The 20,789-nt window shown below is 47.6% G+C and carries 16 protein-coding genes; 6 read left to right on the forward strand and 10 right to left on the reverse strand.

Annotation, left to right across the window (positions count from 1 at the left end):
* Positions 1-32: 32 nt before the first annotated feature.
* On the reverse strand, positions 33-1,166 hold the full coding sequence (locus ACN08W_RS05685; RefSeq protein WP_419109001.1) for a trans-sulfuration enzyme family protein: 1,134 nt from the start codon (positions 1,164-1,166) through the stop codon (positions 33-35).
* Positions 1,167-1,344: 178 nt separating this feature from the next.
* Positions 1,345-2,541 carry an RNase H family protein gene (locus ACN08W_RS05690; protein WP_419109002.1) on the reverse strand — a complete coding sequence of 399 codons (1,197 nt, stop codon included), beginning with the start codon at positions 2,539-2,541 and terminating at the stop codon, positions 1,345-1,347.
* Positions 2,542-3,198: 657 nt separating this feature from the next.
* On the opposite strand from ACN08W_RS05690, the gene ACN08W_RS05695 reads away from it, so the two are divergent.
* Positions 3,199-3,507: a putative quinol monooxygenase gene (locus tag ACN08W_RS05695; RefSeq protein WP_419107103.1), complete on the forward strand. Its 309-nt coding sequence runs from the start codon at positions 3,199-3,201 to the stop codon at positions 3,505-3,507.
* Between the two features lie 72 nt (positions 3,508-3,579).
* Positions 3,580-3,870 (forward strand): putative quinol monooxygenase, encoded by a 291-nt coding sequence (locus ACN08W_RS05700; protein ID WP_419109003.1) that lies wholly within the window; start codon positions 3,580-3,582, stop codon positions 3,868-3,870.
* Between the two features lie 115 nt (positions 3,871-3,985).
* Here the strand turns inward: ACN08W_RS05700 and ilvD are convergent, their stop codons facing one another.
* On the reverse strand, positions 3,986-5,848 hold the full coding sequence (gene ilvD, locus ACN08W_RS05705; protein WP_419107105.1) for a dihydroxy-acid dehydratase: 1,863 nt from the start codon (positions 5,846-5,848) through the stop codon (positions 3,986-3,988).
* A gap of 379 nt (positions 5,849-6,227) precedes the next feature.
* Between ilvD and treR the strand changes: the two genes are divergently transcribed.
* Both treR and treC read left to right on the forward strand, forming a co-directional pair.
* Positions 6,228-6,953, forward strand: a complete 726-nt coding sequence (treR, locus tag ACN08W_RS05710; RefSeq protein ID WP_419103997.1) for a trehalose operon repressor — start codon at positions 6,228-6,230, stop codon at positions 6,951-6,953.
* Positions 6,954-6,991: 38 nt separating this feature from the next.
* Positions 6,992-8,662 (forward strand): alpha,alpha-phosphotrehalase, encoded by a 1,671-nt coding sequence (gene treC, locus ACN08W_RS05715; RefSeq protein ID WP_419109004.1) that lies wholly within the window; start codon positions 6,992-6,994, stop codon positions 8,660-8,662.
* Here the strand turns inward: treC and ACN08W_RS05720 are convergent.
* From ACN08W_RS05720 to nadE, 5 genes are all read right to left on the reverse strand, one after another.
* On the reverse strand, positions 8,659-9,597 hold the full coding sequence (locus tag ACN08W_RS05720; protein WP_419103995.1) for an ABC transporter substrate-binding protein: 939 nt from the start codon (positions 9,595-9,597) through the stop codon (positions 8,659-8,661). The two genes, treC and ACN08W_RS05720, sit on opposite strands and share 4 nt — an antisense overlap.
* 12 nt (positions 9,598-9,609) lie before the next feature.
* Positions 9,610-10,269 carry an ABC transporter permease gene (locus ACN08W_RS05725; protein ID WP_419103994.1) on the reverse strand — a complete coding sequence of 220 codons (660 nt, stop codon included), beginning with the start codon at positions 10,267-10,269 and terminating at the stop codon, positions 9,610-9,612.
* The gene (locus tag ACN08W_RS05730) at positions 10,266-10,940 is read right to left on the reverse strand and encodes an ABC transporter permease (protein WP_419109005.1); all 675 of its coding nucleotides are present in this window, start codon (positions 10,938-10,940) and stop codon (positions 10,266-10,268) included. Before ACN08W_RS05730 ends, ACN08W_RS05725 begins: the two co-directional genes overlap by 4 nt.
* Complete coding sequence (locus ACN08W_RS05735) at positions 10,937-12,028, reverse strand: ABC transporter ATP-binding protein (protein WP_419109006.1); 1,092 nt, start codon at positions 12,026-12,028, stop codon at positions 10,937-10,939. The genes ACN08W_RS05730 and ACN08W_RS05735 overlap by 4 nt, the downstream gene beginning before the upstream one ends.
* 189 nt (positions 12,029-12,217) lie before the next feature.
* On the reverse strand, positions 12,218-13,042 hold the full coding sequence (nadE, locus tag ACN08W_RS05740) for an ammonia-dependent NAD(+) synthetase (RefSeq protein WP_419103991.1): 825 nt from the start codon (positions 13,040-13,042) through the stop codon (positions 12,218-12,220).
* Positions 13,043-13,193: 151 nt separating this feature from the next.
* Here nadE and ACN08W_RS05745 point away from each other — a divergent pair, with 151 nt between their 5' ends.
* Positions 13,194-13,691, forward strand: a complete 498-nt coding sequence (locus ACN08W_RS05745; RefSeq protein ID WP_419109007.1) for a DUF4870 domain-containing protein — start codon at positions 13,194-13,196, stop codon at positions 13,689-13,691.
* Positions 13,692-13,818: 127 nt separating this feature from the next.
* Here the strand turns inward: ACN08W_RS05745 and ACN08W_RS05750 are convergent, their stop codons facing one another.
* A complete protein-coding gene (locus ACN08W_RS05750; RefSeq protein WP_419107109.1) occupies positions 13,819-17,718 on the reverse strand; it encodes a S8 family serine peptidase in 3,900 nt (1,299 codons plus the stop codon).
* A 412-nt stretch (positions 17,719-18,130) separates the two neighbouring features.
* On the opposite strand from ACN08W_RS05750, the gene ACN08W_RS05755 reads away from it, so the two are divergent.
* The gene (locus ACN08W_RS05755) at positions 18,131-19,423 is read left to right on the forward strand and encodes an adenylosuccinate synthase (protein WP_419109008.1); all 1,293 of its coding nucleotides are present in this window, start codon (positions 18,131-18,133) and stop codon (positions 19,421-19,423) included.
* Positions 19,424-19,510: 87 nt separating this feature from the next.
* Here the strand turns inward: ACN08W_RS05755 and ACN08W_RS05760 are convergent, their stop codons facing one another.
* Positions 19,511-20,698: an MFS transporter gene (locus ACN08W_RS05760; protein WP_419109009.1), complete on the reverse strand. Its 1,188-nt coding sequence runs from the start codon at positions 20,696-20,698 to the stop codon at positions 19,511-19,513.
* Positions 20,699-20,789 lie beyond the last annotated feature (91 nt).

The raw sequence follows: 20,789 nt of genomic DNA on the forward strand, positions 1-20,789 counted from the left end.
GGTGTTGTTGATTTTTATATGGGATAGAAATTTTAGGATGCGTTGAGTGCTGTGGTGAAGTCTTCGAGCAGGTCTTCGTAATCTTCGATTCCTACGGCTACTCGGATAAGCCGTGGGTGCACTCCAAACATGTCAAGGTGTTCTTGGGTGTAAGCGCCTTGAGTCATTGTTGCAGGTAGACATACAAGAGATTCAATACCGCCAAGGCTTACAGCAAAGCTGAAGATATTGAGGGCTTCAATGAATTTTTGTATATCGTGTCCTTCTGCAAGGATGAAGGAGAACACTGCGCCTTGACCTTGTGCTTGTTGAGATTGAATACTTGCTTCTTCTGCACTTGCTGAGCCGGGGTAGAGGACGCGCTCTACGGCGGGGTGTTTTTCTATTGTTTGAATCAGGCGTTGGGCGTTGTCTTGTTGGCGGTCTAAGCGTAGTCCGAGAGTTTTAACGTTTTGGAGTAGACGGTATGAGTCTGTTGGTGGAAGTATTCCACCAAGAATGAGTTGCGCTTTGTGAAGTTCTTCAGCTAGCTCAGGGTTATTGGTCGAGGCGACTCCGCCGAGGAGGTCAGCGTGCCCAGCAAGATATTTTGTGGCTGATTGTACGGTGATATCGGCACCGAGTTCGAGGGGGCGTTGTAAGTAGGGGGTAAGAAAGGTGTTGTCTACGACGACGATGGCGTTGTTTCGGTGTGCAATCTCGCTAATGCGTGCAATGTCGCTGACTTTGAGGGTGGGGTTGGTGGGTGTTTCGAGGAACACCATGGTGACATTGTCTGAGAAGTCTGCGTCAGAGAGGGTGGAGAAGTCTGCGATAAATTTGACGTGTGCTCCGCGTTTGGGAAGCTCTATAGTGGCGAAGCGATAATTTCCGCCGTAGCTGGGCATTCCCATGAGGAGTGTTTCGCCGTTGCGTACGAGTCCTAGTGCCGCTGAGCTTGCTCCCATTCCGGAAGAGTAGACATAGCTGTATTGTGCGTTTTCAAGCTGTGCCAGTGTGGTTTCTACGGCGGTTCTGGTGGGGTTTGAGCCGCGCTGATATTCGTATTCTCCCGGTGTTCCGTCACTAGGCTGTATGAAGGTGGAGGCCAGATAGATAGGAGGAACTATGGCGTTTTTTTCAAGGTCATGTACAGCATGTATTGCTCGTGTGGTAAACCCTGCCATGTTTTCTCCTGAGGTGTAGGCGTGCGTTATCTTTGTGAGAACTAGCCTATATCCTCAGCAGTCAAATTGACGAGTTTTTATGACGCAATTGTTACGAAAGTAATTTATCCTAGTCAAAAGCGTTTTTATAGATGATAAAAAATATTCCCTCAAAGGTATTTATTTTCTTTTCCCTCAATTAGCGCCAGAAACGGTTCCGCGCATGAATAAAAGACGGGCGAATCTGAACCCATGAAGGACATTCCAAACGCACAGCCCTATCGCACTCAGTCAACGCCACAATAATTGACTCACACCGCTGATTGAACGCGTTCACATTCCCCTTAGCAACCACCTGCCCCGGAAAATGGCGGTGCATTTTTGATACAGAATCCGAAGACTCTTGAAAACGATGACCAGAATGCCCAGGAATATGTCTCACCACAACACGTCGATCACGAATCGCCTCAGTAAGTTTTGTCATCTCAGCAACCACTAAAGCGTCTTGAACGCCCTCATTAACCCAATTCTCAAAAGACCAACGATTATGAGCAAGCCGCAGAACAAACGTCAACGCACCCACTGAATCAGTGTGAATAACGAGCTGTCGTCCAGGGTGATAGAAAATATTAAATGCCGCCAACATAGCAGACAGCTCACCAGTCATAATATTTATCGCATCATAGTGCAAGTGAAAATAAAACCCCTCCTCACTGACACCACCAATACCCATGCGCCCACCACGAGAATATTGTTTGTTATTCGTTGAACGAAAAGAACAGTCCGTAAAAACCTCATACACAGGCAAATCTTCTACCGGACGTTTCTGTTGATCTTTCTCTTTTTCTGCATGAGCTAACTCAGTAGCACATTGAATATGCTCATCCACAATTTTTCGATCATCGTCACTGGTCAAACGGATATGCAACTCCCCCAAAGAATATGGATCTTGAGGGTTTAATAATTTATCAATAGGACGATACTGCATAATGGTACGCAAGGTTGGAAACTGTTGAAAAAGAAGCTTCACATAGTACGGGTGAGCAGTTACCGTCACCAGATTGTTCTTATATAAATCAGGAATATGTTCCCAACATTTAAGAATGACTCGGCCAATCATACGAACATGCGCATCAGAGCACGGTTCTAGAAGTGAATGAGAACAAGAATCCGTAATCGGCTCAACCTCAATCATTTCGCGGTCACCGTTCTCACGGGAGACAAACATGAGACATGATAGCCCCGTATAACATCGCCCTTTTTCCTGTACCGATTCCATCAAAACCGCAATAACAGCCACCCCTATATCCATAAACCCTTCTGGATACGAGGATGTATAGTCTGGTGCTTCCCATGTAAGCGTAGTTTTTTTAATATGTGCTGGCGATATTTTCATCTTCTCCACCTCCTCAAATTGGAATGTTCCATCATTAAATATCTGGCCTAATACCATCAATAGGGTCCGTTAGGTCCTCTTCGTCATGTTCTGATGACGCTTGCTTGGACTTTTACTGATAAAACACTACGCAGGTGTCCGAAAAATTACTCAAGATTTAAGGTGGGTACCAGCAGATACACTCTCACTATTGAGATTTCTCATCAGGTGGTTGAGACATCACGCTATCGTCATGTGCTGTTACCATCTACACCTAGCTGCGTCATGTCTATCAGCTATTTCCTCAGCACTGCGCGTGTACTCACAACAGGCGCGTACGCACGATGAAGACCTAAAAAACTGCGAAAAGAACGTCGCATAAACTGCTCTTATGAAAATCTAGAGCAGCAACTTGTACCTTAGATACGACAGAGTATATAACCATATTTCTACCCCTAACGTTCTTTCAAAACAGTTATCCCATATATATCTTTTATATCTTTTCTATGTGAACGAATCAACACTTTTTCTCTCCAAGGGCAAAAAGACAGAACATCCTCAGACAGCTATCATGGAATGTCCCACGTGCTGATACACCCCTCGTCATCAGCCTCAAGCGGTGATAGGTTGATACCCCACACACAAGGAACCAAAACACCCATATACCTAAGGAGCATCATGATCGGCGTGTACGCACAAGCAATCATCAAAACCCGCTATGCCCAAGAATTTGAAAAAATAGCACAGCACCTTGTTGACAAAGCTCAAAAAGAACAAGGTATGGTCAGCTATAACTTTGGGTCGCTCACCACCGACGAACAACCAGCAGAACACCGCGAATACGCGTTTATCGAACGTTGGGAATCCATCGAAGACCTCGAAACTCATATGGATACTGAGCACTTCAAAAAAGCTGACCAACAATGCCAGCACCTTCTTGCATCTCCCATGCAAATTACTATCTATGAGCTTCCCACAGCGTCCTAACTACTGTTAGGCTCTAAATACACCACATAATATGAGCCACATCCCAACCATTCTCATGTTAGGAGCAAAACCATGATTGGTGTTTTTGCCAAAGTATCCATCAAAGCAGAATCTATCGAAGCCTTCGAAAAATCTGCACAAGCCCTCGTAGAAGCAACACGCTCCAACGATAACGGACTCGTCAGCTACGATTTTGGAACTCTCTCAGAAGAAGGCACCGAAGGCGAATACGCATTCATCGAACGCTGGGAATCTCATGACGCACTCAAAGAGCACATGGGCAAAGAACACTTCACCACCGCTGTTGGTGAGTGGGAAGAATATCTCGCAGAGCCCCTACAGGTCAGCGTTTACGACTTCTAAAAGCTCAACACTCATCTGTCCCTTTCAACGATGAAAGAACAGAGAGCAAGGGTGGGGTGGCACAGATATTATGTCTGTGCCACCCCACCCCTTTATGTTGAGCTAAAAATATTTTTTAGACAGAAGTCTCGTCACTATACTCCGGCGGAAGAATACGCACACCACCCTTATCAGCAGAAGCAGCCATCATGCCATAGGCGCGAAGCGCCTTTGATACGCGACGCTCTCGCAGTTTTGAAGGCTTCCACGGAACAGCACCCTTGCGAGCGCGACGCTGTTCAAGAACCTCGTCCGAAAGATTAACACGCAAAATGCGACGAGAAACGTCAATCTCAATTTCGTCGCCTGTTTCCACTAGCCCAATCGCTCCACCTGCTGCAGCTTCAGGAGAAACATGTCCGATAGAGATACCCGATGTGCCGCCAGAGAATCTTCCATCTGTGATAAGGGCACAGGTTTTTCCTAATCCAAGACCTTTAAGATACGAGGTGGGGTAGAGCATTTCTTGCATACCGGGGCCGCCCTTAGGGCCTTCATATTGAATGACCACGATATCGCCGGCTTGAACATTCTTTGAAAGAATTTCTCGTACTGCTTCATCCTGAGATTCAACGACAAAGGCTCTACCAATAAAGTGGAAAAGTTCTTCATCAATGCCAGCAGATTTGATAATGGCTCCATCTTGGGCGATATTGCCACGTAGTACAGCAAGTCCACCGTCTTTGGTGTACGCGTGTTCAACAGAGCGAATACACCCGTTCTGCGCATCGTACTCAAGAGATTCGTATTGATTTGCGGTAGAAAACGCTACTGTTGTGCGGACACCACCAGGTGCAGCTTTGAAAAGTTCTTGCGCTTGTTCACTTGCTTTTCCTGAACGAATATCCCATGTGTTAAGCCATTGTTCTAGAGAGTCAGAATGAACAGAATGAACATCGGTGTTCAGTAACCCAGCACGATAGAGCTCACCTAAGAGAGCAGGAATTCCTCCAGCACGGTGAACATGCTCAATATGGTATTTGGTGGAGTTTGGGGCTACTTTTGCTAAGCACGGGACACGCCGTGAGATAGCGTCAATATCGTCGAGGGTGAAGTCCACTTCTGCTTCGTGGGCAATAGCAAGAATATGCAAGACGGTGTTGGTTGAACCACCCATAGCAACGTCTAATGCCATAGCGTTTTCGAAAGCTTCTTTGGTGGCAATAGAGCGCGGTAGAACGGAGTCATCGTCTTGTTCATAGTAGCGTTTGGTGAGTTCGACGATGGTTTTTCCGGCGTTGAGGAAGAGCTCTTTACGAGCAATTTGAGTCGCAAGAGTGGTGCCGTTACCGGGTAATGCTAGTCCGATGGCTTCGTTGAGGCAGTTCATGGAGTTTGCGGTAAACATACCGGCACAAGACCCGCAGGTGGGGCAAGCATTCTTTTCGATTTGGGCGAGAGCTTCATCGGAGACTGATTCGTCAACAGCCATGACCATAGCATCGACGAGATCGAGACGGTGTTCTACGATGTCTTCGATTCCTTCGCCTGATTCCATCGGTCCGCCGGAGACAAAAATTGTAGGGATGTTCAGGCGCATTGCTGCAAGGAGCATTCCGGGGGTGATTTTGTCGCAGTTAGAGATACAGACAAGGGCATCTGCTCGGTGCGCGTTAACCATGTATTCTACGGAGTCTGCGATGAGGTCTCGTGAGGGAAGGGAATAGAGCATTCCATCATGTCCCATGGCAATTCCATCATCTACAGCAATAGTGTTGAACTCTTTTGCGACAGCGCCGGCTTCTTCGATAGCTCCGGCGACGAGTTGTCCCATATTTTTGAGGTGGACATGCCCTGGAACGAATTGTGTGAAGGAGTTTGCGATAGCAATAATTGGTTTTCCGAAGTCTTCGTCGCCCATTCCGGTAGCTCGCCATAGTGCGCGCGCTCCAGCCATGTTACGACCGTGAGTCGAAGTACGTGAACGTAATTCCGGCATAACTATTCTTCCTTATGTTCTGTGGTGACTGTCCTCAAGTGTACGCCTGCTTCTAGGTCCTCATTCAATTTCTACCCGTGAAGTATTCATATTCCGAGAATATTGCTGCGCCAATTTTGTCTTCCAGTATGTGTTGAGGATACAGCACCTCTCCAGTTGTCCGTACCTATAGCATAATATTGCGTTAAAATGAAAAAAATACGTCAAAAAATCTCATGTTCCCCAAAATGCGTAACGCTTTGTTAACACATAGACACTCTTATAAAGCGCCCCTAGACTTGTGCTGTACTGCCAAGCACTCATAGCTATGCCCTTCCCACCTTTTAATGTGAGTGCCAGTAGCAGTTTTTGACGCATACACACCATGAAGAGGTAATCGATGGGAAAATATGAGCGCGTTTATCAAGACCTGTCAACAAAGATTGATAACGGCACCTACTCGGTAGGCTCCCTCCTACCCAGCGAAAAACAGCTCACAGAACATTACGGCGTTTCACGCGAAACCGCCCGTAAAGCCTTAGCGTTATTGACCAACCGAGGATACATTCAAAAAGTTATGGGTAAAGGGTCTATCGTCATTAACCGACCCCAATATGCGCTTCCAGTATCCTTTATCGCCAGTTACCAAGAACTTGCGAATATCAGCGGTTTTAGCTTCTCTAGCAAAGTTATATCGTGCGGCGAAAAAGTACACCACCCTCCACATATCTTTGAGTCTATTACCCCATCATTCCCCGCCGGCCCCTATCACTACCTCGAAACCGTGCACTATATTGATGGGGAACCCTCCATTATTGACCGAAACTATATTCTGTGTTCGGTAGTGCCGAGCATTCCGCGCAACGTTGCAGAAGAATCCCTCTTCACCTACCTTGAAGACACATTAGGGCTTGCTATCTCTTATGCCAGTAAACAAATCAAAATCGAACCGGCAACCATTGACGACCGCGAACGCCTGAACCTAGCCGCCGGAGAATACGTCGGTGTTACCACAACGGTCACAAGCCTTGAAGACACCACAACATTCCAATTCACCGAATCACGCCACCGTGCCGATAAATTTGTGTACCAAGACTTTGCACGCCGACAACGATTCCACCACTAACCGCTAAGGAGTAGGCGACCCTCGCCATACCACTAACTATGCCGTGGACAGAACGCACCATCTATCAGATATACCCAAAATCTTTTTACGATAGTAACGGCGACGGTATCGGAGATATCCGCGGAATTATCGAAAAAATACCCTATATCGCGTCATTAGGAATCGATATGGTGTGGTTTAACCCGTTCTTCGTCTCCCCACAACACGATAACGGATACGACATCTCCGACTACTACAATATCGACCCAAACATGGGCACCATGGACGATGTTGAAGAACTCATCCAAAAACTCAAAGCACACAATATTGACGTCATGTTTGATATGGTGCTCAACCACGTATCAACTGAACACCCGTGGTTTCAAAAAGCACTCGCTGGAGAGAAAAAATACCACGACTACTTTTACATCCAAGCACCACAACAAGACGGTTCGCTACCGACCAACTGGGAATCTAAATTTGGTGGACCAGCATGGGAACCCTTTGGAAAAACCGGTCTCTACTATCTGCACCTCTATGATAAAACCCAAGCAGACCTCAACTGGCACAACCCTAATGTGCGTGAAGAACTCTTTAACATCGTCAACTTTTGGCTCAGCAAAGGAGTACGAGGATTACGCTTTGACGTACTCAACGTCATCGGCAAAGATAAACAGCTCTGCGACGCACCAGCTGGTGTCGTGGATAAGACACTCTACACCGATACCCCACACGTTCATTCATGGGTCAAAGAGCTACATCAAAAAACTTTCGGAGCATATCAAAACGTCATCACCGTAGGTGAAATGTCCTCAACAACCATCGAACATTCTATTGGGTACACCAAACCTAGCCGAGACGAATTATCGATGGTCTTTAGCTTCCACCACCTCAAAGTGGACTACGACAAAGGACAAAAGTGGACTAACACTCGTTTTGATTTTGCGTTGCTCAAAGAAACTCTCAACGAGTGGGCTCTTCGCATGCAAGATGGTGGGGGCTGGAATGCTCTCTTCTTCAACAACCATGACCAGCCCAGAGCACTCAACCGTTTTGGTGATGCACAACAGTACCGCCAAGAATCTGCCACTATGTTAGCGACCGTAACGCACATGCTTCGAGGCACACCTTATATCTACCAAGGTGAAGAAATCGGAATGGTCGATCCAACATACTCCCAGATAAACCAATATGTAGATGTTGAAGCACACCACGCCTATCAGAGCCTACGAGAACAAGGACTCAGCGACGTGGAAGCCTTCAACATTGTTCGTACCAAGGCAAGAGATAACTCACGCGTACCTATGGCGTGGGATCACAGCACCTATGGTGGTTTTAGCGACGTGCAACCGTGGCTCATGCCCACCCACGCACAGCAGATTAATGTTGCTCAAGAAGAACGTGATGGAAGAATCCTTCCCTATTATCGGAAGCTCATTCAACTGCGTAAACAATACGCGGTTATTGCCTGCGGAACGTATGCCCCCTATCAATTAGAGCACCCAGACATTTACGCATTCTTCCGTGAAGATCACAAACATCGTATGCTTGTACTCACCAATTTCTACGGCAAAAACAGCACCATTAGCGTACCTGAAGAGTTCTCTCACGCGCAGATACTACTCAATAACCGTGAAGAAGAACCACAGCTTACCCAATCAACAATTACTCTTGAACCCTATCAAGCTCTCGTGCTTCTTTACTCGCACTCAGCAGATAAAGAACACTAATCGTTCTTCTTCGAGGAGAAGTGTTCTTCCACCCACTCTTGAGCCACTTGTGAAGGGTTTGCTTTCTCCTGCCCAGAGACTCGACTATTCAGATGAATTAAGTCGTCCGTCGTCAACAGTGCAGACACTTCATCAAGAACTTGCGCTGCAGCGTACGAAACATGTTGAGCGTTAATAACGGGTATCACTTGTTGAGCTAAGAAATTATTTTTGGGGTCATCAAGAACCACAAAATTATTCTGAGCAATTGCCGGATCGGTGGAAAAAATATTAGCAACCTGCACTTGATTATCTAATAACGCTTGAACGGTTAACGGACCACCACCATCGTTAATAGGGTTAAACGAGGCGGGAGTGAAACCATATTTTTCTTTCATACCAGCTAACCCATAAGAACGTTCAGAGAACTCTGGAGGAGCACCAATCGAGAGCTGATCTTGATGTTGAGCGAGGTCAGCAAGAGAACGAATCCCATATTTTTGAGCGGTCTGCTCTGTTACCACCAGAGTATCTTTATCTTCTGCCGGCGAAGCCTGTAAAACGGCTAAAGAAGAAGGCAAAGCCTTAGGCAACGCTTGAAGTATCTCTTCTGGAGATGTTGCAGACGTTTGAGCATCAAAATATAAAAGAAGGTTACCCGAATAGTCGGGAACAACACTGATAGTTCCTTCTTCTAAAGCACCAAGGTACGCCTCACGTGCACCAATTGCTGGTTGTGTCTGAGCCGATAGTCCACGAAGGTTAAGGGCACTTGCATAAATCTGAGCAATAATCTGAGACTCTGTAAAATCTGCTGAACCGACCACAATAGTCTCAGATGGGCTAGCAGTACCAAAAGCAGTATTTCCAGAAAGCCCGCACGAAGAAAGCGCCAACGAGGTAACACCCACACCAGCAAGACCAAATATTTTTCGGCGAGAAAGAGAAGAAGTCATATCAACAAAGTCCTAACGAATATGAGAAGAAGTAACGAGCCGTTGCACCAAGCTCAACAGAATATCGACAAGAAACGCTAAAGCAGCAACAAGAACTACGGCGGCAACCATACGGGTGTAATCTCGAACAGCTAAACCATCAATGAGGTATCGCCCTAACCCGCCAAGATTGATATAAGCCATCACCGTAACCGTAGCGATTACCTGCAACGTGGCGTTACGAATACCACCAAAAATTACGGGTAATGCCAGTGGCACCTCAACCCGCCACAGAATCTGCCATTCTGTAAGACCTTGGGCACGAGCAGCGTCCACTGTTGTAGCGTCCACAGAAGAAATACCGGCATAGGTTCCCGCCAGTAGAGGAGCCAACGCAAGAAGAATCAGAGCCAACGCCGGAGCAGTAAAACCAATACCAAGCCACAATGCAAATAACGTCAACAAACCAAGAGTCGGCAAAGAACGTAAAGCGCCAGTTATCCCAACGATAAGAGACTCTCCCTTACCGGTATGACCGACCCACAAACCTAACGGTATGGCGATAATCGCAGCAATAAGCAGAATAATCCCCGAATAGCTCAGGTGCTCAATGATGCGCTGCCAAATACCGCCAGGAGCTGTCCACGCACCCTCAGCAGTAAACCATGCCCACGTTTTATCAAAAATATTCATAGCTTCCTCCACCGTGTCAGCAATGCGCCTGCGCTAGCTAATAAACGGTCCAAGACAAGAGCCAAAAGAAGAGTTCCAATAATTCCTGTCCAAATTTCAGCTGGTAAGTCACGACGTAAACCGTCGGTAAATAGCGTTCCTAAAGACTGAATACCGATAATAGCTCCCACCGAAACCATGGAAATATTTGATACTAAAGCAACACGTAAACCAGCCATCATCACCGGAATAGCAAGTGGTAATTCTACGAACCAGAAACGAGATATAGGACGATAACCCACAGCAGTAGCAGCTTCAAGGGTTATCGGAGACACTGATTCAAAAGCATCGACAGCCGAACGCACCATCATCGCGATAACGTATAACGTCAATGTCACGTAGACGTTAAGCATTGATGTGATAGAAGTGCCCAAAATCAACGGCATCACCACAAAAAGTGCAAGAGAAGGAATGGTATATAGTAACGCAGCAAAGTTGACGACCGATGAACGTCGAACCTTCCCCCAACGAGTGCTCTTTTCTGTGGAACGTCCATCTCGACGACGACCTAAAGCAAGACGAGCTAAAGGAATAGCTATAAGAGTTCCGGCAATAACCGGAATCACCGATTGAAGAAGATGTAAGACTAGCAGGTGTAACACATAAGTGCTGTTAGAAATCAGCCAGCTCACACACTCACCCCATAGCGTCGGTGGCGTTCTGCCTCTGTAGCGTCAAGAACATCATCAGAGTTTAGAAGACCTTTAACGTAGCCTTCATCATCAACAACGACGCCCCAACCTGAAGGTGAAGAAAGAACAGAATCTAAAGCGTCACGTAAGTTACCACCTTCACGATACAGCGAACCGCCTGCAACAAGTCTGTTGTCGATAAACCATCCGGCGGGTTTTCCGTCCTCAACGTTAAGTTTCCACCGCCGCCATGGGGTGTTGAGACTATCGAGAGGGTACACTTTGAGCCCCTCTCCTGAGGCGAAGGTTAACCGTCGCATGCCACGGTCACGCCCAATAAAGGAAGCCACAAAATCATTAGCTGGTTCGCGAAGAATTTCCTCTGGAGAACCAACTTGCGCTAACTCCCCTGCAGAAAACACAGCAATATAATCGCCAAGAAGAATTGCCTCATCAATATCATGCGTTACAAAGATGATGGTTCTATTCAAGGTCTTTTGAAGCCTCAATAACTCATCTTGAAGATCTTTACGCACCACCGGATCTACAGCAGAAAACGGTTCGTCCATCAAAAGGATGGAAGAATCATTTGCTAATGCACGAGCAACACCAACGCGTTGCGCTTGACCGCCAGAGAGTTCTGAAGGGTATCTTTTCGCTAAAGAACGGTCTAAGCCCACCGTGTCCATGAGTTCACACGCTTTTGTGCGAGCAAGCGAACGACGCATACCGTTAAGGCGCGGAACTGTTGCAATGTTATCGACAATAGTTCGATGAGGCATCAGCCCTGCCTGTTGCAACACATATCCCATAGAACGACGTAGCTGATAGTCACGGATACTGTGGTTTGGTTCGCCATGAACAAGAATCTCTCCTTGGGTTGGCTCAATCATGCGGTTAATCATGCGCAATGATGTAGTTTTTCCACAGCCAGAGGGGCCAACAAAAACCGTGATTTTTCCTTCAGGAATACTTAAATTGAGATTGTTAATGGCGGTAACCTCACCGTATTTTTTGGTGACGTTACGAAACTCAATAGCATTCTTGAGCTGATGAGTAGAGTGTGTTTCGTGGTGTAATTGTCCCACAGCTGTCCTTGTGTTCAATGGAGGGTTTTCGCATAGATGAGGGTAACAATCATCTGATATGTCAAACAGTACAATCTAGAAAATTATTCCCTGCCCATCAAGAAAGGTGGAGTTGCTGAAAATACTACTGAGCAACCCCACCTCCTTGACGTTATGATGATGTTCTGCCTTCGACGCGGCTAGCCTTAACTAATCTTGGTACCACGTATCAAAGATCGTGACAGGGATAGTTCTCTTATGACGAGTGCGCATAAAACGCTGTTCAAGGTTCTGTGCTACAGCGTCAGAGACCGTTTTTCCTTCAAGGTAGTCATCAATATCGTCGTAGCTTAGTCCGAGTTCATCTTCGTCGGCACGTCCAGGCACTCCGTCGAGCAAATCTGCAGTGGGTACTTTCTCCCACAGACGCTTCTGTGCACCTAATTCTTTAAGTAATTCGCGGTTCTGACGTTTATTCAGACCGTATAAAGGAAGGATATCAGCGCCGCCGTCACCAAACTTTGTGAAAAATCCCGTGATAGATTCGGCGGCATGGTCTGTTCCAACTACTAAAAGATTTTTCTGGCCGGCGAGAGCATATTGGGCGATCATGCGTGAGCGAGCCTTGATATTTCCCTTATTAAAATCGGAGGAGTTCTCCCCTAACGCATGAGCAAACTCTTGAGTAAAGCCATCTACTGCGGGAGCAATATTGTAGGTGATGCTCTGCTGAGGTTGAATAAACTCTAAGGCTTGTTGAGCATCAGCTTCATCAAATTGCACCTTATATGGAAGTCGTACCGCAATAAATTCTGCGGGAGTTCCTTCTTCTGCTAGTTTTTCGACAGCGAGCTGGCATAGTCTTCCAGCAAGGGTAGAATCTACGCCACCGCTAATACCTAAGACAAAGCCCCGAGTATGACTTGCTTTGAGGTAATCACAAAGAAATTGCACTCGTTGGCGAATCTCTTCTGCAGGGTTAATGCTGGGTTTGACGCCCATCTGTTCAATAATTTTTGCTTGTATATCGCGCATAGTCCCTATCGTACTCGTGCGCCTATCCCAACCATAGGGGTTTATCCTCCTAAAGGATGATTTATTCTGCAGCTCCCCCCACCCTCATGATGAGATAGCTACCATGGTTATCATTGAAAACTCTCAGATTCTCATGAGAAAGAGCAACACTATGAGCAACCAGCACTCCTCCGAGTCGGCCCCTCCAACCGACACAACAGCACCCATGGATTTTTATGGCAACTACGCGCATCAGGCGCCACACAGTTCAGGGAATTTTTATAATGCTTCAGGTGTAAAAATCAGCGATAAAGAACGAAGCATTGCCGTTTTATCGCATGTTCTTCCTATTATTTTTCTTTTTCTCTCTGCCGGCACTCTCAGTATCTTTTCTCCTCTTATCATCTGGTTTATCTATCAAGACAAACCAGACTATGGGTTCGCTTCAGCATCTGCAGCCCGCGCTTTTAACTTCAATCTCACACTGATAAGCATCAATATTGTGGCAATTATTCTGTCATTTCTCACCTTCGGAATAGCCATTTTTATGTTGCTCATTACATTAATAATTACCTCTTTGATGCTGCTGATTTTCCATACCATTGGTGCTCTTGCCGCTCACCGAGGCACTATCTATGAGTATCCTCTACAGATTCGTGTTCTTAAATAATTTCTGTAACCAGTTCTACTAATTCTCCTAAATATTCCTTAAGCAAAAGAGTCCTTGTTGGTGGCGCATATAAGCGCCACCAACAAGGACTCTTGTCATCTAGTGGAATGATATTCCACAGATTGTTTTAGCGTCCGGAGAGAACTCCACGATCGTAACGGTAGATAAACGCTGCCATCTGGTCACGATTCACTGGTGAGAGGGCACGGAAGGTGCCATCTGGCCAGCCGCGAGTAATGCCTTGTTCTTCCATCCATGCAATCTCCTTGTAGAAGATGTAATCCGTGGAGAGGTCACTGAAAGCAGAAACGCTTGGTGCAGTGTACTCTGGGGATCCTGCCATGCGGTAGAAGAACGCTGCCATCTGGTCACGGTTCACAGGAGTCATGGGGCGGAAGGTGCCATCTGGCCAACCACGAGTAATGCCCTGTTCATGCATCCATGCAATCTCCTTGTAGAAGACGTAGTCCGTAGGAACGTCTTTGAAGGGGGAAACACTTGGTGCAGTGTACTGAGGGGATCCTGCCATGCGGTAGAAGAACGCTGCCATCTGGTCACGATTCACAGGAGTGAAAGGACGGAAGGTGCCATCTGGCCAACCACGAGTAATACCGCGTTGCGCCAACCATGAAATTTCTTCATAGAAGGGGTGGCTTGGATCTACGTCCGTGAAGTGAGGGTCATAAGCGTTAATGGGCTCTTCTGCAGATACTGCGAGAACCTGCGTACGGTCTCCATGAACACCCTTCTTAATACCGGAGAGGTTACCGGTTGCGTTGTGGGTGAAGATGAAGAGAGCTTTAACGTCCTCGTTAGTTCCGTTACGGTGTGCCTGAAGTTTATCTCCCGCCTCAAAAAGAACAGGGGTGAGGTAATCTTCAGAGCTAAACCATAGCTCAGGTGCTACAGGGTTGTAGGTAATCACATCGCTCACCTCAACAGGGGTGCTATCTCCTGTTTCAGGATCAACACTGCTGAGGTACTTGCTCATAGCCGTAACCTGGTAATTGATAGTTACCGGAGCAGAACCGTCAATACCCAATGCTGCCAAACTGATGGGCAAGACAAGAGTATTGCTGTCCATGGTATTCGTATCGAGGTCACCGAATGCGCCGTTTACGGGCTGGATGTCAAGGACATCAATTGCGCCTGCTTCATTAGGTCCACGAAGTGCTACTAGCGGGTAGTCAAGGCCCTTCGCCATGAAGGTGTACGCGGTGTAATCGGTGGTACCGTCACCATTGGTGTCAATGGAAACTTCAAATGATGCGTCAGAAGGAGTCAACGAATCCCAAGTTCCCCATGTAGAGATTCCAATACCTAGCATTGCTTGGCTTGTGTCTCCACCCTCAGCGAGGATTTGTGGAAGGTTAGAGGATGTACCAATGTACTGCAAGTCTGCAGACTGCATCGTTGGGCCGTTGAGGTCACCGGTGTGGATACGTCCACTGCTGTAGCCAAGTTCAAAAGCGCCAAGACCAGCACGGTAACCGTTCAAATCAAGGTTCTTACCGCTCAGAGAAAGTTCCTTGTTAAGAGAACGACCAAAGTCGATGTTCTCGCCATCAACCTTCAAGGTAGAAGAAGGCTTAGGAGCAATGTGTAGTGGTACACGAAGCTTCGAGTGCGCATCATGTAGGTCAAGACGTCCAGAATCAGAAGCGATGAACTGGCGAGCATATTCTCCAAGCTGTTTTTCAACAGTTGCCTTGTCGAAAGTTTTTTCCATGCTGTCACGGTCAATGTGAGCGGTGATGACGATGTCAGTCTTTTGACCTGCACCAACGGTGACAGACGATGGGTATGTGAACTCAACACCGGGCATATCAACGCTTGGCTCATAAGAAACTTCGAACGTGCGCTGAGCGTCAGATTTATTTTCGACGGTGAGCTTACGTGCAAAAGTTGCGGTGTCATCAGTAATCTCAACAACACCGAAGGATACAGAAACCTGCTGAGGTGAATCGGTGTTATAAACCAAAACGTTGTTATTAACAGCAGCAAGAGCGTCAACACGGCCGCTACCGGTACGTTCAACAGAGTAAATGTTTCCTTCGCTATCACGAACATCATGAGTAGCGGTGTTCATGATAGTGCTCTTAACCTCAGCAGGAGTGTAATCTTTGTGAGCTTCCATCACCAAAGCAGCAATACCTGCAACGTGAGGGGTCGCCATAGATGTACCACTCATGGTCAGTGAACCATTTCCGAGGCCAACACCAGCAGAGACAATGCTCGTACCAGGTGCAGCAACATCTGGTTTAACGTTTCCGTAGCTTCCGTGGTCGCCACGGGAGGAGCTTGTGTTCAAAGTGTCAAAGTTGCCAGATTCGAACTGCATAGCGCCACGCCATTCAGGATTAACCTGAATTTTGAGAGTTCCTGCTGCAGCCGCATCGCGAACTTTCGCTGCACTAGACTTGTTCAAACGTACGCCGGGGATAGTGCGGTTACCAGCGATGCCAGCATTTTCTGCTTCTACAGCACCAGCGAGAACAACGCCCTTACCGCCAGCAGCTTCAATATTGTTGAAACGTGTTGCAGAACCACAGGGGAAGGAGCCTGGCTCATCTTCCCAGTCAATCCAAACCCATTTACCAGCAAAATCTACGCCGTTGAACGGGTTGCAACCAAAACGATTATCGGCGGGAGCCATAACGACCTCGCCCATCAATTCATCAGGGTCAGCTGCATCGTAATCGAAGTTTACGCTGTAATCACCGATGAGATCCATTGGTTCGGAAGAACCTACCGTAGCGACAATCTTATCTCCGTGAGCGATAGACCCTACAGAGTTTGCTACGGTCAATGAGCTTGGAGCGTTTCCGGGGTTACCACCAATAGCGTATACGTCGTCGGAGTTTCCAGCTGCAATAACAGAGAGCACACCAGCGCGGGTTAGTGCTTCAACAATTGCATTTTCGGGGTCGTCGATGGGGCCGTAATCAGAACCTAGAGACATGTTGACAACTTGTGCCATGTCGTCAAAGTTACCGTCACCATTTGGGTCAAGAACACGGTCAAGAGCTTGCCCTGTGAGGTTGGTGCTACCTTCACAGCCAAAGACGCGTAGACCAACAAGTTTTGCTTCTGGTGCAGAACCAGGGCCAATTTGCATGTTGTGAACTTCGTCTGCAGTGAGCTTGTTGTAATCGCCTTGGAAGGTTTCACCATCAGCGTTAACACCGTAACCGGCAGCAGTACCTGCTACGTGGGTTCCGTGTCCAGCTGCTTTACAGTCGATAGGGTTGTTATCTGGTTTAGGGATGCTAGTTGCTGGGGATGAAGCATCGTAGTCGTCACCAGCGAAGTCATATCCACCCACAAATTTTTGAGGGTTATACAAACCAGAACGGCTAGAAGGCAAAGATGTTGCGTTCTTTGCTTTTTGGTACGCTTCCTCAGTACCAGGTCCACCAAAATCAGTGTGGGTGTAGTCAATACCGGTATCAATCACAGCGATGGTGACATCTTTACCTGTTTTTCCGGTGTTAACCCATGAAGCCAGTGCTTTAGTGTCTACGTCAGAAACAGAGTTTGCAGGGAATTTCTGGGTAATAGGAGTAATGCGCTCAACGTCTTTACGTTTTGCAAGCTGTCGAATAGCTTCAGCGTCACCAAGAATAGCTGCACCACGAACAGTGTTATGAGTGGTGTAAAGCAATGTTGCGTCAGAGTTCTGAGCGACAGATTGCCCTTGAGATTCAACGGCAGAGGCAATTGACTGCACGCGACCTTTAGCTTCTACCGGTGCTTTATCGCCGTTGAGAACTTCAGCGGGCTGTGTTAGTTCGAATGCGCCTTGGCCTTTGAACTGAACAAAAGCTGCAATTTTTCCTTCAGCTTTTTTCATGGATTCAGACAAAACTTCGTTTGCTGCATCCTTCAAGTTAGTGATAGGCGGTTGGCTATTGGACTCAGTAATAACTGCCTGTGCGCCGGGGAGCATGGATACTGCCATGCTGACTCCGGCAACAGTAGCTATACATGAGCGAGCCACTTTCCTACCGAAAGGGTGGTTTTTCATAGAAAACTCCTGTGAATTCAACATTACGCGAGTGACACGTAACACTCATGTTCCCTAGCATTACGGTGCAGGTCAAGTAAGAAACAGTTAATTGCCTATTAAAACGCCTAGTAATTCCACAATATGGAATTTTGGGTAGAAATGACCTCATGCCAACACCACCCAAAACAAACACCATCAGAAGCAAACTGACTAACACGCCACCACCGAATACACACAGTCGCACCACAAAGCTATAGCCAGCCGAATAAATCACTGTATTCTAGTACATGGTGTGTTTTCTGAGCCGTATCAAAAAGCTAACAACCCTCAAAACACTTTGAGAAACACAACGCCACTACGCTATGGACAGCACACACCGCACTGTTCGTGAAATCCGAACGGTGAAGCACTCAAAGGAGCATGACCCAATATGCCAGCAATAGTTATCGTCGGCGCTCAATGGGGCGACGAAGGTAAAGGTAAAGCAACTGACCTCCTCGGCGGAAGAGTCGACTACGTCGTCAAACCCAATGGAGGAAACAACGCCGGACACACCGTCGTCGTTAACGGTCAGAAATTCGAGCTAAAACTCCTACCCGCCGGTATCCTCTCTGAAAACGCAACCCCCGTCATCGGAAACGGCGTCGTCATCAACCCCGAAGCACTCTTCGAAGAAATTGACGGACTCGAAGCGCGCGGAGCAGACACCTCAAAACTCAGAATCTCCGCAAATGCACACCTCGTTGCCCCCTACCACCAGACCATGGACAAGGTAACCGAACGCTTCCTCGGCAAACGAGCCATCGGCACCACCGGACGAGGAATCGGCCCCACCTATATGGATAAAGTAGGACGCCTCGGCATCCGCGTACAAGACATCCTCGACGAATCCATCCTGCGTCAAAAAGTTGAAGGCGCACTCCGCCAAAAAAATGAACTCCTCGTCAAGGTCTACAACCGCCGACACGTAGAAGTTGAAGAAATCGTTGATTACTTCATGCAATACGCAGACCGGCTCAAGCCCATGATTGTTGAATCCACCCAACTACTCAACAACGCACTCGACGAAGGTAAAACCCTCCTCATGGAAGGTGGACAAGCGACCTTCCTCGACGTAGACCACGGAACATACCCCTTCGTCACCTCCTCAAACCCCACCGCCGGCGGAGCATCAGTCGGTTCAGGAGTCGGGCCCACTCGCATTTCACGAGTTATCGGAATTCAAAAGGCCTACACTACTCGTGTGGGTGCGGGCCCCTTCCCCACCGAGCTCTTTGACGAGATGGGAGACTTCCTCCGAACCACCGGCGGAGAATTCGGTGTTAACACCGGACGGCCTCGCCGTTGCGGCTGGTACGATGCCGTTCTCGCACGCCAAGCTGTGCGCATTAACGGGTTTACCGATTTGTTCATCACCAAATTGGATGTGCTTACCGGTCTCGAAAAAATTCCTGTCTGCGTCGCCTACGACGTCGACGGAGTACGCCACGACGAAATGCCCATGACACAATCTGAATTCCACCACGCAAAACCCATTTTCGAATATTTTGATGGCTGGAATGAAGACATCACCGGAGCAAAAACCCTCGAAGACCTCCCCGAGAACGCCCGCAAATACGTCGAAAAACTTGAAGAAATTTCTGGTTGCCGTATCTCTGCCATCGGTGTTGGACCCGACCGCGATAACACCATCGTCGTCCGAGATCTTATCGACAACGACTAATATTCCGTCCACTATGTCAAAGGGTGGTGTGCTGTTCCCCATTTCTCACGGAACAACACGCCACCCTTTGGCATATTAACAACGACCTTATGAACGACGCGAACCGGAACTCTTCATATCACCAAGTCCCATCACCACTGCACCAGCTAAGACGAGTACCGCCCAAATCCACCAAGCAACGGGGAAACCAGCTACTTGTGCCATCGCACCAACAGCTAAACCGCCTAACCCCGTACCAATATCAAAGTTTGAGTTCCATAGCACAGCCGCACCAGCACCATTTTTAGCCCCAGCATCTGCCAAGGCACGCACCATAGAAACACTCTGTAAGAACCCATAACCAATACCTAAAATAACGGTGGAGACAATAAAAACTGTGGCACGAGAAGAACCTTCTTCCATGCCTGCAGAAATACCGATACCAGCAATACCCACCGAAGAAGCACCCAAAATAGGGGTCATCAAAATACGTGTTCCCCAACGGTCAGTCAAAGAACCACCGTATAAACGGGTTGGAACCCCCACCGCCGTCAAACATAACAACGCCAATGTTGCCAGTGCCGGCGTATATCCCAGTTCAGTTGCAAACGTAAAGAATGCTCCGCCAGCGGCAGTAATTAACGTCAAGGTCAAAAGAGCCGGCCAAATTCTAAGAATCACTGAACCAAGACCATCAACACCTTCTACAGAAGGCTCAGCAGAAGTATGCTCCTCTACCAGACGACCTAACTTCCATGCAAAAGGTGCACCCGCAACCGCGATGAGTCCACTGCTGAGCACAAAACCGTACCCAAGAACCTCAATAAGCCACGGCGCAAGAGGAGTAAAAATAACTTGCGGAATAGCGGCAGCTAAACCATATAAGCCAACAGCAGTCCCTCGACGGTGACTAGGAATCAGGATAGACAACGCTGTTGAGCCGCACACCGTCACAATACCAAAACCAATACCGCGCAAAGCAGAACTTAAAAGAACCACCCATAGGTCTGAGCTAAGAGCCTGTAATGGTGAAGGGAGTCCCATGAATAAAGTGCCTGCACACACTGTGACGGGCCAGCCGATATAGGTCAACATTCTGCGCACAGCAACCAGCTGAGTCAGAACAGTAACACCCATGAGCGTTGCTGTTACTAAGCCCGCCCCAGAAGCACCAGCACCTCCAGCAGTAACCCATGCAGGAGACGCCGGAAGAAGTATTGATAAGCTACTCATCACGGCAGCAAAGGTGGCAAGAATAGGAACCATGCCGGGCATACGAAGAACGTTCTCTTGCATCTTTTCTTTCTATCAGAGGAGTAACTGTCGGCAAAAACACCGACAAACTAGCGTATCACTCCAAAACAATATCTACAGAAGCTTTACGATT

The sequence above is a fragment of the Rothia sp. CCM 9419 genome, assembly GCF_048512815.1.
In the GTDB taxonomy this organism is placed as follows: domain Bacteria; phylum Actinomycetota; class Actinomycetes; order Actinomycetales; family Micrococcaceae; genus Rothia.